The organism is Kitasatospora sp. NPDC098652 (assembly GCF_044760155.1).
Lineage (GTDB): Bacteria > Actinomycetota > Actinomycetes > Streptomycetales > Streptomycetaceae > Kitasatospora.
The window spans coordinates 22,531-36,500 of the sequence record NZ_JBIWAQ010000004.1 but is presented as its reverse complement, the minus strand read 5'-3'; the positions used below and the strand labels follow the sequence as shown (position 1 = coordinate 36,500).

Annotated in this window: 14 protein-coding genes; 13 read left to right on the top strand and 1 reads right to left on the bottom strand. The window is 73.1% G+C overall.

The features are described 5' to 3' along the window. Window positions 1-139 precede the first annotated feature (139 nt). From lepB to ACIQWA_RS10950, 8 genes are all read left to right on the top strand, one after another. Complete coding sequence (gene lepB / locus ACIQWA_RS10985) at window positions 140-895, top strand: signal peptidase I (RefSeq protein ID WP_360233168.1); 756 nt, start codon at window positions 140-142, stop codon at window positions 893-895. A 112-nt stretch (window positions 896-1,007) separates the two neighbouring features. Continuing rightward, entirely contained in the window at window positions 1,008-1,481 is a 474-nt protein-coding gene (locus ACIQWA_RS10980) for an NUDIX domain-containing protein (RefSeq protein ID WP_360233171.1), read from the top strand. Between the two features lie 55 nt (window positions 1,482-1,536). After that, a complete protein-coding gene (locus ACIQWA_RS10975; protein WP_030056781.1) occupies window positions 1,537-1,863 on the top strand; it encodes a DUF2469 domain-containing protein in 327 nt (108 codons plus the stop codon). 168 nt (window positions 1,864-2,031) lie between these two features. Next, the gene (locus ACIQWA_RS10970; RefSeq protein WP_402480929.1) at window positions 2,032-2,550 is read left to right on the top strand and encodes a YraN family protein; all 519 of its coding nucleotides are present in this window, start codon (window positions 2,032-2,034) and stop codon (window positions 2,548-2,550) included. 1 nt (window position 2,551) lies between these two features. Next, window positions 2,552-4,267, top strand: a complete 1,716-nt coding sequence (locus ACIQWA_RS10965) for a YifB family Mg chelatase-like AAA ATPase (protein ID WP_402480928.1) — start codon at window positions 2,552-2,554, stop codon at window positions 4,265-4,267. Then, entirely contained in the window at window positions 4,264-5,448 is a 1,185-nt protein-coding gene (dprA, locus tag ACIQWA_RS10960; protein ID WP_402480926.1) for a DNA-processing protein DprA, read from the top strand. The genes ACIQWA_RS10965 and dprA overlap by 4 nt, the downstream gene beginning before the upstream one ends. Before the next feature lie 522 nt (window positions 5,449-5,970). Then, window positions 5,971-6,870 (top strand): RNA polymerase sigma factor WhiG, encoded by a 900-nt coding sequence (gene whiG / locus ACIQWA_RS10955; RefSeq protein ID WP_402481582.1) that lies wholly within the window; start codon window positions 5,971-5,973, stop codon window positions 6,868-6,870. A 112-nt stretch (window positions 6,871-6,982) separates the two neighbouring features. Beyond that, the gene (locus ACIQWA_RS10950) at window positions 6,983-7,567 is read left to right on the top strand and encodes a helix-turn-helix domain-containing protein (RefSeq protein ID WP_360233286.1); all 585 of its coding nucleotides are present in this window, start codon (window positions 6,983-6,985) and stop codon (window positions 7,565-7,567) included. A 57-nt stretch (window positions 7,568-7,624) separates the two neighbouring features. Here ACIQWA_RS10950 and ACIQWA_RS10945 read toward each other — a convergent pair whose 3' ends face one another. Beyond that, a complete protein-coding gene (locus ACIQWA_RS10945) occupies window positions 7,625-8,335 on the bottom strand; it encodes a peptidoglycan DD-metalloendopeptidase family protein (RefSeq protein WP_402480924.1) in 711 nt (236 codons plus the stop codon). 594 nt (window positions 8,336-8,929) lie between these two features. Between ACIQWA_RS10945 and rpsB the strand changes: the two genes are divergently transcribed. The 5 genes from rpsB to ACIQWA_RS10920 all read left to right on the top strand — a co-directional run bounded on the left by rpsB (window position 8,930) and on the right by ACIQWA_RS10920 (window position 13,942). Next, complete coding sequence (gene rpsB, locus ACIQWA_RS10940) at window positions 8,930-9,802, top strand: 30S ribosomal protein S2 (RefSeq protein WP_360233213.1); 873 nt, start codon at window positions 8,930-8,932, stop codon at window positions 9,800-9,802. Between the two features lie 129 nt (window positions 9,803-9,931). Next, complete coding sequence (gene tsf / locus ACIQWA_RS10935; RefSeq protein WP_360233216.1) at window positions 9,932-10,771, top strand: translation elongation factor Ts; 840 nt, start codon at window positions 9,932-9,934, stop codon at window positions 10,769-10,771. A gap of 262 nt (window positions 10,772-11,033) precedes the next feature. Beyond that, window positions 11,034-11,798 (top strand): UMP kinase, encoded by a 765-nt coding sequence (gene pyrH / locus ACIQWA_RS10930; protein WP_030056790.1) that lies wholly within the window; start codon window positions 11,034-11,036, stop codon window positions 11,796-11,798. Window positions 11,799-11,894: 96 nt separating this feature from the next. Further along, complete coding sequence (frr, locus tag ACIQWA_RS10925; protein ID WP_360233219.1) at window positions 11,895-12,452, top strand: ribosome recycling factor; 558 nt, start codon at window positions 11,895-11,897, stop codon at window positions 12,450-12,452. A gap of 251 nt (window positions 12,453-12,703) precedes the next feature. Then, entirely contained in the window at window positions 12,704-13,942 is a 1,239-nt protein-coding gene (locus tag ACIQWA_RS10920; RefSeq protein WP_402481581.1) for a phosphatidate cytidylyltransferase, read from the top strand. The last annotated feature ends 28 nt before the right edge of the window (window positions 13,943-13,970 follow it).

The window sequence follows — 13,970 nt, the reverse complement described above, 5'->3', positions numbered from 1 at the left end:
CCTGCTCCTCCCCGACCCTTGCGCGGGCCGTGGTACCGACGAGTAATCTGCTCGGACGTGCCACGGCCCGTCGGCGTTCGCGCCCGAGCCACCGGCGTGCCAGTGGTGTTCTCCGGTCGGCCAAAGGTGGACGGTGTCGATGAGCAGTGTCGTGGAACAGTCGGCCGACCACTCGGCCGCGCCCGCCCCGTCCGGCCGCCGGCCCGCCGCGGTGCTGCAGGGGGTCGCGATCGCGCTCGGGCTGGTGTTGATGATCGGCGGGTTCGCCCTCATCGCGGTCGACTACCGGCCGTACAAGATCCCCACCGCCTCGATGCACCCGACGCTCCGGATCGGCGACACCGTGCTGGCCCGCAAGGTCGACGGCGGCGCCGTCGGCCGGGGCGACGTGGTGGTCTTCCGCGACCAGGCCTGGGGTGGGGAACTCATGGTCAAGCGGGTCGTCGCGGTCGGCGGCGACACCGTCGCCACCACCGCCGCGGACCACCGGCTGACGGTCAACGGGCAGCCGGTGGACGAGCCGTACCTCGCGACCCAGGGCCGCCAGGGCGAGTCGTTCAGCGTGACGGTGCCGCAGGGCCGGCTGTTCGTGCTCGGTGACAACCGGGTCGGCTCGCTGGACTCCCGCACCCACCTGGAGGTCGACGGGGGGACCGTCCCGGCCACCGCCGTCGAGGCGAGGGTCGAGGCCACCCTGCTGCCCCTCGGCCGGACCGCCCTGCTGGAGCGGACCTCGGCCTTCGACGGCTTCGCGGGCCCCCGGGCCGCGGAGCCCGGCCCGCTGGAGCCCGCCGCCTACGCGACCGTCGCGGGCGCGGCGCTGATCGTGCTGACCTCGGCGGTGGGCGGGGTGGCCGGCCTGGCGCGCCGGCTCCGCCGGGGGCGCAGCTCCTGACCGCGGCCGTCGCAGGTCGGGCCGCTCTGCCGAACATCGCCCCGGACGGACGCGCCGGGTGGCAGGATCGGTAGCGCCACCGATGCGAACGGAAGGAGCGTGGAGCGCTGCCATGACTGCACAGCGTCGCCGGGCGGCGCGGATCCTGCTGCTGGACGGGCTGGACCGCATCCTCCTGTTCCTGGGCGTCGATCCCGCGGTGCCCGACGAGACGTGGTGGTTCACGCCCGGGGGCGGCTTGGAGCCGGGGGAGGACGTGCGGGCGGCCGCCGAGCGGGAGCTCGCGGAGGAGACCGGCTTGCGGGGTGTGGCCCTGGGGCCCTTGGTGGCGTACGGCACGGTGTCGTTCTCCTTTCGGGGACAGCGTTACGAGCAGGAGCAGTGGTTCCACCTGGCCCGGACCACGGAGACGGGCCTGGACCACTCGGGCATGGGCGAGGACGAGCACGCCCAGCTGCTCGCGGCGCGCTGGTGGACGGTCGAGGAACTTCGGGGGACCGCCGAGACGGTCTATCCGGCCGGACTGGCGGGCTTCCTGGAGCGACTGCTCGCAGAGGGCCCGCCGGTCGATCCGGTACGGCTCTGAGCGTGGGTGCGGTGGTCCACAATGGGTGGACGTGACAAGTTGAGGGGACGCCTGGATGAGTGCCGAAGATCTCGAGAAGTACGAGACCGAGATGGAGCTCAAGCTCTACCGGGAGTACCGGGACGTCGTCGGCCTGTTCAAGTACGTGATCGAGACCGAGCGACGGTTCTACCTCACCAACGACTACGAGCTGCAGGTGCACTCGGTCCAGGGCGAGGTGTTCTTCGAGGTGTCGATGGCGGATGCGTGGGTCTGGGACATGTACCGGCCGGCCCGGTTCGTCCGTAAGGTCCGGGTGCTGACCTTCAAGGACGTGAACATCGAGGAACTCGCGAAGAGCGATCTGGAGCTGCCCTCGGACGAGTCCGGCTTCGGGAACTGACGTTGAACGACTCCGTCCCGCGTTGTCCAGCCGAATTTCGCGTGACGGGGGCTTCTCACTCCTGCGGGTGACAAGAGTTGTCCACAGGCCCGGGTTATCCACAGGGGAACGGAATTTCCCGGCGTCGGTGTGCACGGTGGTGCAGCCTCCTCGGCGGAGGTGGTCACCGTGCAGAACACCATCGTGCAGGACCAGACCGTGCAGGAGCGGGCCGTACCGAACGCGGCCGCGACCGGGGCGGACGGCGGGGCCGGGGAGGACCGCGGCACCAGGAACGGCCTCGGCCGCTACGGCGAGCGGGTCGCCGCCCGGCACCTCACGGACACCGGGCTCCGCATCCTCGACCGCAACTGGCGCTGCGCCGAGGGCGAGCTGGACATCGTCGCCCTCGACGGCGACACCGTCGCGGTCTGTGAGGTGAAGACCCGCTCCGAGCGGGGCTTCCAACAGCCCAGCGAGGCCATCGACCGGGCCAAGGCCGCCCGGCTGCGGCGGCTCGCCGAGCGCTGGCTGGCCGAACGCTGGCCCGAGCACTTCGCCAGGCTGGCCGGGCCCGGGTACGACCCCGGGCCGTCCGATCCGCAGTGGCCGCCCGCCCCACCGGGCGGGGTGCGGATCGACCTGGTGGCCGTGGTCAACCGGGCCCGGGGTGCGGCCCTGGTCGACCACCTGCGGGGGGTGGTCTGAGATGGCCTTCGCCCGTACCTGTTCCGTCGCGCTGGTCGGCGTCGACGGAGTGATCGTCGAGGTCCAGGCCGATCTGGAGCCCGGGGTGGCCGCGTTCACCCTGGTCGGCCTGCCCGACAAGGCGCTCACCGAGGCCCGCGACCGGGTCCGCGCCGCGGTCTGCAACAGCGGGGAGGCCTGGCCGCAGCGCAAGCTGACCGTCGGGCTCAGCCCCGCCTCGGTGCCCAAGAGCGGCAGCGGCTTCGACCTCGCGGTGGCCTGCGCCGTACTGGCCGCCGCCGAACGGCTGGACCCGTCCGCCATCGCCGACCTGCTGTTGATCGGCGAGCTGGGGCTGGACGGCCGGGTGCGGCCGGTCCGCGGGGTGCTGCCCTCGGTGCTGGCCGCCGCCGACGCCGGGTACGAACGGGTCGTGGTCGCCGAGCAGACGGCGCCCGAGGCCTCGCTCGTGCCGGGCGTGACGGTGATCGGGGTGCGCAGCCTGCGCCAGCTGGTCGCCGTCCTGACCGGGGCCGACGCACCGGAGGAGCCGCCGGGCCCGCTCGGCGGCCGGCCGGATCCGCTGATGGCCGGCCTGATGCTGCCCAGCGCGGGTGTCCGGGGCCTGCCCGACGACCGGGCGCTGCGCCTCGACATGGCGGACGTGGCCGGCCAGTACGAGGCCCGGCGGGCCCTGGAGATCGCCGCCGCCGGAGGCCACCACCTCTACCTCAAGGGGCCGCCGGGCGCGGGCAAGACGATGCTGGCGGAGCGGCTGCCCGCGCTGCTCCCGCCGCTGACCCAGAAGGAGTCGCTGGAGGTCACGGCCGTCCACTCGGTGGCGGGCCTGCTCCCGGCCGGGCGCCCGCTGATCGACTCCGCGCCCTACTGCGCCCCGCACCACTCCACCACGATGCCCGCGATCGTCGGCGGGGGCAGCGGCCTGCCGAGACCGGGCGCGGTCTCCCTCGCCCACCGGGGCGTGCTCTTCCTGGACGAGGCGCCCGAGTTCCCCGTGCGGGTGCTCGACGCGCTGCGCCAGCCGCTGGAGTCGGGCGAGGTGGTGATCGCCCGCTCGGCCGGTTCGCTGCGGCTGCCGGCGCGGTTCCTGCTCTGTCTGGCCGCCAACCCCTGTCCGTGCGGCCGGTACTCACGGCGGGGTGAGGGCTGCGAGTGCACTCCGGTCATGGTCAGCCGGTACCAGGGCAGGCTCTCCGGGCCGCTGCTGGACCGGGTCGACCTCCAGGTCCAGGTCGCCCCGGTGACCAGGATCGAGCTGATGGAGCGGGACACCACGGCGGAGACCACCGAGACCGTCGCGGCCCGGGTGCTGGCGGCGCGGGAGCGGGCGGCCGCGCGCTTGGCGGACACGCCGTGGCGGACCAACGCGGAGGTGCCGGGCCACGAACTGCGCACCCGTTGGCAGCTCGCGGCCGGCGCGCTCAACGACGTCGCCCGCCAGCTGGAGCGCGGGCTGCTGACGGCCCGCGGTCTGGACCGGGTGCTCCGGGTCGCCTGGACGGTCGCGGACCTGGCCGGCCGCGACCGGCCGGACCAGCGGGACGTACGCACCGCCCTGGTCCTGCGCACCGGTGTCGAGCAGGGGCTGCCGCTGCCCGAGCGCGGTCACGGCCGCCTGGGCGGCATCCCGGCCCAGCGCCGGAGCGGCCCCGACGACCGGCCCGCGACGCGGTCGCAGCCCGAGGGGACCCAAGGAAAGGACGAGGAGGCGGCATGAACCAGCTGTTGCGGTACTCCCGGGCAGCCCACGCGGACGAAGCCGGCCCGTCGGCCGTGCCCGAACCGGAGCGCCTGGCCCGGGTGCTGCTCAACCGGCTCAGCGAACCGGGTGACGCCGTGGTCGGCCGCTGGCTCGACGAACTCCCCGCCGTGGACGTGGTGCGGGCGATCAGGGAGGGCGCCGTCCCCGACCACCCCGGGCTGGACGCGGCCCGGCTGGCCGCCTACCAGGCCCGACTCCCGGGCCTCGACCCGGTGGCCGACCTGAAACGGGTACGGGACGTCGGTGGACGCTTCATCATTCCGGGGGACACGGAATGGCCCAGTCAACTGGACGACCTGGGCGACGGACGTCCGATCGGGCTGTGGACCACCGGTACCGGTTCGCTGCGGTTGCTCGCCCTGCGCTCGGTGGCGGTGGTGGGCTCCCGGGCCTGCACGGCCTACGGCGCCCACGTCGCCGGTGAGCTCGCGGCCCAACTGGCCGAGCGCGGTTGGGTGGTGGTATCCGGGGCCGCGTACGGGATCGACGCGGCGGCCCACCGCGGGGCGCTGGCCGTCGGCGGGATGACGGTCGCGGTGCTCGCCTGCGGGGTCGACGTGGCCTACCCGAAGGGGAACGCCGAACTGATCCGGCGGATCGGCGAACAGGGCCTGCTGGTCAGTGAACTCCCGCCCGGCGAGCACCCGACCCGGTTCCGCTTCGTGCTCCGCAACCGAGTCATCGCGGCGCTGACCCGGGGCACGGTGGTGGTCGAGGCGGCCCTGCGCAGCGGAGCCCTGAGCACGGCCAGACGGGCGCGGGACCTCAACCGCCACACCATGGGCGTCGCGGGGCCCGTCACCTCGGAGCTCTCCGCCGGGGTGCACGCGCTGATCCGCAGCGGCGGCGCCACGCTGGTCACCGACGCGGCCGAGGTCACCGAGCTGGTCGGGGCGATCGGGGACGACCTGGCCCCGCAGTCCAGCGGGCCGGTGCTGCCGCGGGACTTGCTGGAGCCGCTGGTGGCCCGGGTGCTGGAGGCCGTGCCGGCCACGGCCGAAGGCGCTCCGGTCGAACGACTGGCCCGGCAGTCCGGCCTCCCGCCGGACGAAGTCCTGCAACGGCTCTACGAGTTGGCCTCGCTCGGCTTCGTGGAGCGGCACGGCGCGCACTGGCGCGTGGTGCGGAGGAGGTGAGCGCCCAGGGGTACGAACACGGGTGCGCCCGGGGGAGGACGGCGGGACGGTCCGGCTGACCTGCTGATCCGGTTCTTCCGCTCGTCTGCCCGGATCCGATGCGTGAACGCCACCGGATCGGGGGACGACCGAGTGGCGGTAGCGCTTTGCAGTGAGTCGGTCACGCTACGCTCCACATGCCTTCCCTATCAGCACATGACTCGGCAGAACGGCGCAGACCTACGTATGCCCACACACATTCCCGGACACAGAGTGACCGGTGGCGCTCGGTCCGCGGGAGGGCCGCGGACCGAGCGGCGACCCGCGACCGAGTTCCCGTCCAAGGCGGCGGGGACGAAGGGAGGCCTGTCGCGTCAGGGCGGCCGGCCGACGGTGGTGCCGGGCCAGCCCGCGGACACGACCAGGGACGCCGACCCGGCCCAGCGTGCCGACGCCGCTCGCGGCGGCGAGACGGTCCACGGCACCGGGGCGCTCGGCGAGGCAGACGCGCCGGGGGGTGCGGCCGTACCCCGCGCCCCCCGGTTGCCTTCGAGCGCCCCTGCGCCGGACGCCACCTCCCCACCCGGGCCCCGGCCCAGCCAGGACCAGCCCGGGGCGGGGCGAGGGGCGGAGGCCAGGGACACTCCGGGCGCCCGGGACGACCGGGAGCCCGGCGCCCAGGGGCGCAGCGCCCTCGAAGAGCTCTGGCGCTCCTACAAGGAGACCGGCGACCAGCGGCTGCGCGAGCAGCTGATCCTCCACTACTCACCACTCGTCAAGTACGTGGCGGGGCGGGTCGGGGTCGGCCTGCCCTCCAACGTCGAGCAGGCCGACTTCGTCTCCTCCGGGGTCTTCGGGCTGATCGACGCGATCGAGAAGTTCGACATCGACCGCGCCATCAAGTTCGAGACCTACGCGATCAGCCGCATCCGCGGCGCGATCATCGACGAGCTGCGCGCCCTGGACTGGATCCCCCGCTCGGTGCGGCAGAAGGCGAAGGCCGTCGAGCGGACGTACGCGACGCTGGAGGCCCGGCTGCGCCGGACACCGCACGAGCCCGAGGTCGCGGCCGAGATGGGCATCGCGCTCGAGGACCTGCACGCGATCTTCAGCCAGCTGTCGCTCGCCAACGTGGTGGCCCTGGACGAACTGCTGCACCCGGTGGGGGAGGGCGGCGACCGGCCCAGCCTGGTGGACACCCTGGAGGACCACGGCGCGGACGACCCGGTCGAGGTGGCCGAGGACCGCGAGCTGCGCAGACTGCTGGCCCAGGCGATCAACACCCTCCCCGAGCGGGAGAAGACCGTGGTCACGCTCTACTACTACGAGGGCCTCACCCTCGCCGAGATCGGCCAGGTACTGGGGGTGACGGAGAGTCGGGTGAGCCAGATCCACACCAAGTCCGTCCTCCAGTTGCGGGCCAAGCTCTCGGACGTCCGGTAGCGGGCGCCGGGGCCGCCCGCCGGGTCGGCTCCTGCTCCGAATGCGCGGCGCCGTTCCGGCCGCGCGTGCGGCTCCGTACAGTGGGTCCGTGCCGAAGATCCGAGCGGCCACGGTGGCCGAGCATCGCCAGCTGCAGCGGGCAGCCCTCCTGGATGCTGCCCGCACCCTGCTCACCGAGGGCGGCATGGAGGCCCTGACCTTCCCCTCGCTCGCCGCCCGCACCGGGCTGGCGCGCTCCTCCGTCTACGAGTACTTCCGCTCCCGTGCCGCCGTGGTCGAGGCACTGTGCGAGGTGGACTTCCCGCTCTGGGCGGCCGAGATCGAGGCCGGGATGGCGAGCTGCGAGACCGCCGCCGAGCGGATCGAGGCGTACGTCCGGGGCCAGCTGGCATTGGCCGGGGACCCCAGGCACCGGGCGGTCACGGCCATCTCCGCGCTGGAACTGGACGAGGCCGCCCGCGAGCGCATCCGGGCGGCGCACGGCGGGCTCGTCGGCCTGGTCGTCCGGGCGTTGGAGGAACTCGGCCATGACCAGCCCCGGCTCGCCGCGGCGCTGCTGCAGGGGATCGTGGAGGCGGCCGTCCGCCGGACCGAGCAGTTCGCCACCGGGGACCGTACGGGCTGCCCGGTGGAGTCCCCGGAGGCGGTCGCGGACGCGGCGGTGGCCCTGGCGTTGCACGGCCTCGACCGGACCTGAGCCACCCACGCCCCGCACGCTGCCACCGCACTCCGCCACCCCCACCGCCCCGCACGGTCACGTTCCACCCAGCGGCAGCAGGCGGGCCCGTCCTGTGCCCAGCAGGGCCAGTGGATCGAGGTAGCGGCCCGCGCGCAGCAGCCCCCAGTGCAGGCAGTCCCGCGCGCCGCAGTGCCGTCCGTCCGGGGCGAGCCGTCCGACGACCTGCCCGGCGGCCACCTCGGTGCCGACCGGGACGGTGCCGGTGACGGGGAGGTAGGTGGTCCGCAGCGGGGGAGTCCCGGAGCCCGGATGGACGACGGTCACCACCGGCCGCCCGGCCACCAGCCCGGAGAACGCGACCACCCCGGCCGCCGCCGACCGCACCTCCGCCCCGGGCGCGGCCGCGAGGTCCACGCCCCGGTGCCCGGCCGCCCACGGCGTGGCCGGCGGCTCGAAGCGCCCCAGCACCCCGCCGGGCCCGCCCACCGGCCAGGCCCGCGCAGGCCCCCGGCCGGTGGAGCCCCCGCCCGCGCCCGCTGCGCCCGGGCGGCCCCCGCCCACCGCGGCGGCCCGCACCACCCCCGCACCCGCCACCAGCGCGAGTGCCACCCCCAGCGCGATCCCCCGCACCACCCGCGTGACCACCGCGTCCGCCACCCCGCCCGCCCCCACCGTCCGGCCACTCACCCACCCGACCATCCGGCCGAGCACCCGCCCGACCGCCCGGCCACTCATCCGCCCGATCGCCTCCGCGACCACCCCTCGAACCCCGCTGCGCCCAGTCATGCCCCGAGGCTGTCCGGACCCGGCCGCCCAGACCACCCCCTTTCGGATTCCTGTGGACAAACCACCCCCAGCGCCGGCCGCCATCCCCCGGGCGGGTGTACGGGTGCCGCCGCCCGGTGTACAACCGGCATACGAGGACCGGTCGGTGGGCAGGGAGCCGACCAGCCGGCGCTCGTTCGCCGGTCGCCGCGGCCCCGTCCGCCGCGGCCGTTTCCCGGGCTTCCCCCAGGCCATCCGCCGCCCGGGCGCAGTCCGCCCGCGGGCCCCCGGGCGCCCGAGAAGTCGCTCGCCGCTCGGCGCTTCCCGTACACTTCACACGCGACCCGGTCCACCGGGTCGACTTCGCACGCCCCGCCACCGGTGGTCGGACGCGGTTCTTCCGCGGCCCCGCCAGGTGCGAGTGCCGCTCGGTCCGCCGAGCCCGACCGGTCCCCGGACCGAGCGGGTGGAAGCGGCTCGGCACGATCGGGGCGTCAGGCGTGGCTGTCACCTGGCCGCCACGGACAACCGAGACTGACCCGGCCGTAGGCACTTCACCCGAGGGAACCCCCGAGGGCCGCCGCAGCCGGGCCGTAACACCTGAGGAGCACGGCAATGGCCGTCGTCACGATGCGGGAGCTGCTGGAGAGCGGCGTCCACTTCGGTCACCAGACCCGCCGCTGGAACCCGAAGATGAAGCGCTTCATCATCACCGAGCGCAACGGCATCTACATCATCGACCTGCTGCAGTCGCTGAACTACATCGACCGCGCCTTCGAGTTCATCAAGGAGACCGTTGCCCACGGCGGCAGCGTCCTCTTCGTCGGCACGAAGAAGCAGGCCCAGGAGGCCATCGCCGAGCAGGCCACCCGCGTGGGCATGCCCTACGTGAACCAGCGCTGGCTCGGCGGCATGCTGACCAACTTCTCGACCGTCTACAAGCGCCTGCAGCGCCTCAAGGAGCTCGGCGAGCTGGACTTCTCGGACGTGGCCGGTTCCGGCCTCACCAAGAAGGAGCTCCTGGTCCTCCAGCGCGAGCACGACAAGCTGGAGAAGACCCTCGGCGGTATCCGCGACATGCAGCGCGTTCCCAGCGCCGTCTGGATCGTGGACACCAAGAAGGAGCACATCGCGGTCGGCGAGGCCCGGAAGCTCAACATCCCGGTCGTCGCCATCCTCGACACCAACTGTGACCCGGACGAGGTCGACTACAAGATCCCGGGCAACGACGACGCGATCCGCTCCGTCACCCTGCTGACCCGCGTGATCGCCGACGCCGTCGCCGAGGGTCTGAAGTCCCGCGCCGGTGTCGCCAAGGGCGACGTCAAGGCCGAGCCGGGCGCCGACCAGCCGCTGGCCGACTGGGAGAAGGACCTCATCGAGGGCGAGAAGAAGGCCGAGGAGGCCCCCGCCGCCGCCGAGGCTCCGGCCACCGAGGCCCCGGCTGCCGAGGCTCCGGCCACCGACGCTCCGGCCGAGCAGGCCTGACGTACCACGGGTGAGGGGCACCCGCCGGTACGACACCGGCAGGTGCCCCTCTCTCCCGCGCCGGGACCGAACCATCGGTCCCGGCGCCACTCCACGCAGACACGCGAGACGCGAGAAGAGATTCACACCATGGCGAACTTCACCGCCGCGGACGTCAAGAAGCTCCGTGAGCTCACCGGCGCCGGCATGATGGACTGCAAGAAGGCCCTGGACGAGGCCGAGGGCAACGTCGAGAAGGCCGTCGAGCTCCTGCGCATCAAGGGCCAGAAGGGCGTTGCGAAGCGCGAGGGCCGTGACGCCTCCAACGGCGCCGTCGCCGCGCTGATCGCCGAGGACAAGAAGTCCGGCGTGCTGGTCGAGCTGAACTGCGAGACCGACTTCGTCGCCAAGGGTGACAACTTCGTCCAGGTCGCCGACGCGATCGCCGCCCACGTCGCCAAGAGCGCCCCGGCCGACCTGGACGCCGCCCTGGCGTCCGAGATCGAGCCCGGCAAGACCGTCCAGCAGTTCGTGGACGAGGCCAACGCGACCCTGGGCGAGAAGATCGTCTTCCGTCGCTTCGCCCAGTTCGACGGTGACGGCTTCGTCGCGGTCTACCTGCACAAGACCAGCCCCGACCTGCCGCCGGCCGTCGGCGTCCTGGTCGAGCTGGACAAGGAGAACGCCGAGGTCGCCAAGGACGTCGCGCAGCACATCGCCGCCTTCGCGCCGAAGTACCTGTCCCGCGAGGAGATCCCGGCCGAGGCCCTCGAGAACGAGCGCCGCGTCGCCGAGGCCACCGCCCGCGAGGAGGGCAAGCCCGAGGCCGCCCTGCCGAAGATCGTCGAGGGTCGCGTCACCGGCTTCGTGAAGGAGAACTCCGTCCTGGAGCAGGCCTTCGCCAAGGACAACAAGAAGACCGTCGCCAAGGTCCTCGAGGAGGCCGGCGTCTCCCTCAAGCGCTTCGCCCGCTTCCGCGTCGGCGCCTGAGCCACGTTCCACCTGGTCCCCGGCCCCTCTAGGCTGGGAACCGCCCCCGCCCACTGACCGGGGCGGGCGGATCGCCGAACGGGCTCACCCAGCGCCAACCGTCCATGGGCGGGCCGTGTCGGCACCATGAACGACGAGGAGGCCATTGCCGTGCAGGACACCGAACCGGTTCCCGCGGCAGTGGCCTCCTCTCGTGTACGCGCAGGCCGGGCATCCGCACACCCAGGCCTGTGAGCCAGCAGGTGCACTAAAGGAGAAGTCCATGCAGGAGACGCAGGAGACCGCGCAGGACCCCAAGGCGGGCTCGCGTCGCCGGGTGCTGCTCAAGCTGTCCGGTGAAGCCTTCGCCGGTGGTGGCGGCCTCGGCGTCGACCCGGACGTCGTGCACGCGATCGCCCGTGAGATCGCCACGGTCGTGCGCGCCGGTACCGAGGTCGCGGTGGTCATCGGCGGTGGCAACTTCTTCCGGGGCGCCGAGCTGCAGGTCCGCGGCATGGACCGGGCCCGCTCCGACTACATGGGCATGCTGGGCACCGTGATGAACTGCCTGGCGCTGCAGGACTTCCTGGTCAAGGAGGGCATCGAGACCCGGGTCCAGACCGCCATCACCATGGGCCAGGTCGCCGAGCCGTACCTGCCGCTGCGAGCCGTCCGGCACCTGGAGAAGGGCCGTGTGGTGATCTTCGGTGCCGGTATGGGCATGCCGTACTTCTCCACCGACACCACGGCCGTCCAGCGCGCGCTGGAGATCCACGCCGACGTCCTGCTGATGGGCAAGAACGGCGTGGACGGCGTCTACGACTCCGACCCCCGGACCAACCCGGACGCGGTCAAGTTCGACGCGCTGGAGTACTCCGAGGTCATCGCGCGCGACCTCAAGGTCGCCGACCTCACCGCGATCACCCTGTGCAAGGACAACAACCTCCCGATGCTGGTGTTCGAACTGCTGGCGGAGGGCAATATCGCGCGTGCGGTGAAGAGTGAGAAGATCGGCACACTCATCAGCCAGGATTCTGTCCGGGCCTGAGCAGCAACCCGCCGTACGGGACGGCGTCCGCCGCGACCGGCCCCGATGCCGACACCGGTCGGGACAACAGCAGATGAACCGGACAGGGAGTTCACAGTGATCGAAGAGACCCTCCTCGAGGCCGAGGAGAAGATGGAGAAGGCCGTCGCCGTTTCCAAGGACGACCTCGCGGCCATCCGTACCGGCCGTGCGCACCCGGCGATGTTCGCCAAGATCGTCGCCGAGTACTACGGCGCCATCACGCCGATCAACCAGCTGGCCTCGTTCTCGGTGCCGGAGCCGCGCATGGCGGTCGTCTCGCCGTTCGACAAGACCGCGCTGAAGGCCATCGAGCAGGCGATCCGCGACTCCGACCTGGGCGTCAACCCCTCGAACGACGGTTCCATCATCCGTGTGGTGCTGCCGGAGCTCACCGAGGAGCGCCGCCGGGAGTTCATCAAGATCGCCCGGACCAAGGGCGAGGACGCCAAGGTCTCGATCCGCGCCGTCCGCCGCAAGGCCAAGGACGCCATCGACAAGCTGGTCAAGGACGGCGAGGTCGGCGAGGACGACGGCCGCCGCGCCGAGAAGGAGCTCGACGACACCACGGCCAAGTACGTGGCCCAGGTCGACGAGCTGCTCAAGCACAAGGAAGCCGAGCTGCTCGAGGTCTGATGAACGACGCCCCTGACGCCCCTGGCTACTGGGGCCCGTCCGACCAGCAGTTCCAGCCCTACCGCCCGGCGCCGCAGCCGCAGGCACCCCGGCCGCCGGGCGGTCCGGCGCCGGGGCACCCCGGCCACCCGGAGCCCCGGGCCGCCCACCAGGGCGGGCCGGGTGCCGGCCCGGAGGACCAGGACCTCCGTTCGGATCACTCGCAGCAGCCTCCGGTGTACTGGGGCGGCGACGCGGAGGAGACTCAGGTCATGCCTCCCGTACCGGCCGATCCCGGCCCGCACCCCGGTGCGCCCGACCGCGGGCCGGCGAACGGTCCGGTGAACGGTCCGGTGAACGGTCCGGCGAACGGCCCCGCGAACGGCCCGGCCGGCGCTCCGGCCGGCCCCGCCGCCGACCAGGCCCGGGAGGCCGGTCGGATGGGCGGTCCGCTGTTCCGGGACGAGCAGCCCGGGACGCCGCCGGGCGTGACGGAGACGGTCGTGCTGCGCGCGATAACCGACGACGCCACCCCCGCCCCCGGCCACGGCGCCCCGCCGTACCCGGGGGCTCCGGTGCATCCCGCGCCGCCGCAGAGCCACTGGGCGGCCGGGCAGCCCCCCTTCGTGCCGTCGTCCCATCCAGGGCAGGAGACACCCGTGGCCGCCCAGCCCGCCCCGCAGCCGGAGCCGCGCAAGCAGCGCGGCGGCCGTAACCTCCAGGCCGCCATAGGCGTGGGGGTCGGCCTCGGCGTGGTGATCGTCGCCACGCTGTTCGTCGTCAAGGCGCTGTTCCTGTTCGTCGTGATGGCCGCGGCGTCGGTCGGCGTCTGGGAGCTGACCAGTCGGCTGTCCGAGCGCAAGCAGATCAAGGCGCCGCTGATCCCGCTGCTCGTGGGCGGCGTCGCCATGATCGCCACCGGCTACTGGGCCGGCGTCGAATGGGCCGCGGCCTCGCTCGCGCTGACCGGGCTGGCGGTGATGGTCTGGCGGATGGCCGAACCGCCGGAGAACTACCTGCGGGACATAACGGCAGGGGTGTTCACCGCCTTCTACGTGCCGTTCCTGGCGACCTTCGTGGCGATGATGCTGGCGGCCGACGACGGTCCCCAGCGGATCGTGCTCTTCCTGATCGTCACGATCTGCAGCGACACCGGCGCCTACGCGGTGGGCTACAAGTTCGGCCGGACCAAGCTGGCCCCGACCATCAGCCCCGGCAAGACCCGCGAGGGCCTGGCCGGTGGCATCGGCCTGTCGATGCTGGCCGGCGCCGTGCTGATGCAGCTGATCATCGACGACGGCAGCTGGTGGCAGGGCCTGATCCTGGGCGGCTGCGCCGCGGTCACCGCGACCCTGGGCGACCTGGGCGAGTCGATGATCAAGCGCGACCTCGGGATCAAGGACATGGGCACCCTGCTGCCCGGCCACGGCGGCATCATGGACCGCCTGGACTCGCTGCTGCCGACCGCCCCGGTGGTCTGGCTGCTGCTGGCGGCCTTCGTCGGGAGCTGACCCGCCCACCGACCGTTCCGCGACGGGG

What these genes read in the sequence shown, in the direction of transcription:
- lepB (WP_360233168.1), top strand. Translation starts at nt 140, where the DNA reads ATGAGCAGTGTCGTGGAACAGTCGGCCGACCACTCGGCCGCGCCCGCC.
- ACIQWA_RS10980 (WP_360233171.1), top strand. Translation starts at nt 1,008, where the DNA reads ATGACTGCACAGCGTCGCCGGGCGGCGCGGATCCTGCTGCTGGACGGG.
- ACIQWA_RS10975 (WP_030056781.1), top strand. Translation starts at nt 1,537, where the DNA reads ATGAGTGCCGAAGATCTCGAGAAGTACGAGACCGAGATGGAGCTCAAG.
- ACIQWA_RS10965 (WP_402480928.1), top strand. Translation starts at nt 2,552, where the DNA reads ATGGCCTTCGCCCGTACCTGTTCCGTCGCGCTGGTCGGCGTCGACGGA.
- dprA (WP_402480926.1), top strand. Translation starts at nt 4,264, where the DNA reads ATGAACCAGCTGTTGCGGTACTCCCGGGCAGCCCACGCGGACGAAGCC.
- ACIQWA_RS10945 (WP_402480924.1), bottom strand. Translation starts at nt 8,335, where the DNA reads ATGACTGGGCGCAGCGGGGTTCGAGGGGTGGTCGCGGAGGCGATCGGG.
- rpsB (WP_360233213.1), top strand. Translation starts at nt 8,930, where the DNA reads ATGGCCGTCGTCACGATGCGGGAGCTGCTGGAGAGCGGCGTCCACTTC.
- tsf (WP_360233216.1), top strand. Translation starts at nt 9,932, where the DNA reads ATGGCGAACTTCACCGCCGCGGACGTCAAGAAGCTCCGTGAGCTCACC.
- pyrH (WP_030056790.1), top strand. Translation starts at nt 11,034, where the DNA reads ATGCAGGAGACGCAGGAGACCGCGCAGGACCCCAAGGCGGGCTCGCGT.
- ACIQWA_RS10920 (WP_402481581.1), top strand. Translation starts at nt 12,704, where the DNA reads ATGCCTCCCGTACCGGCCGATCCCGGCCCGCACCCCGGTGCGCCCGAC.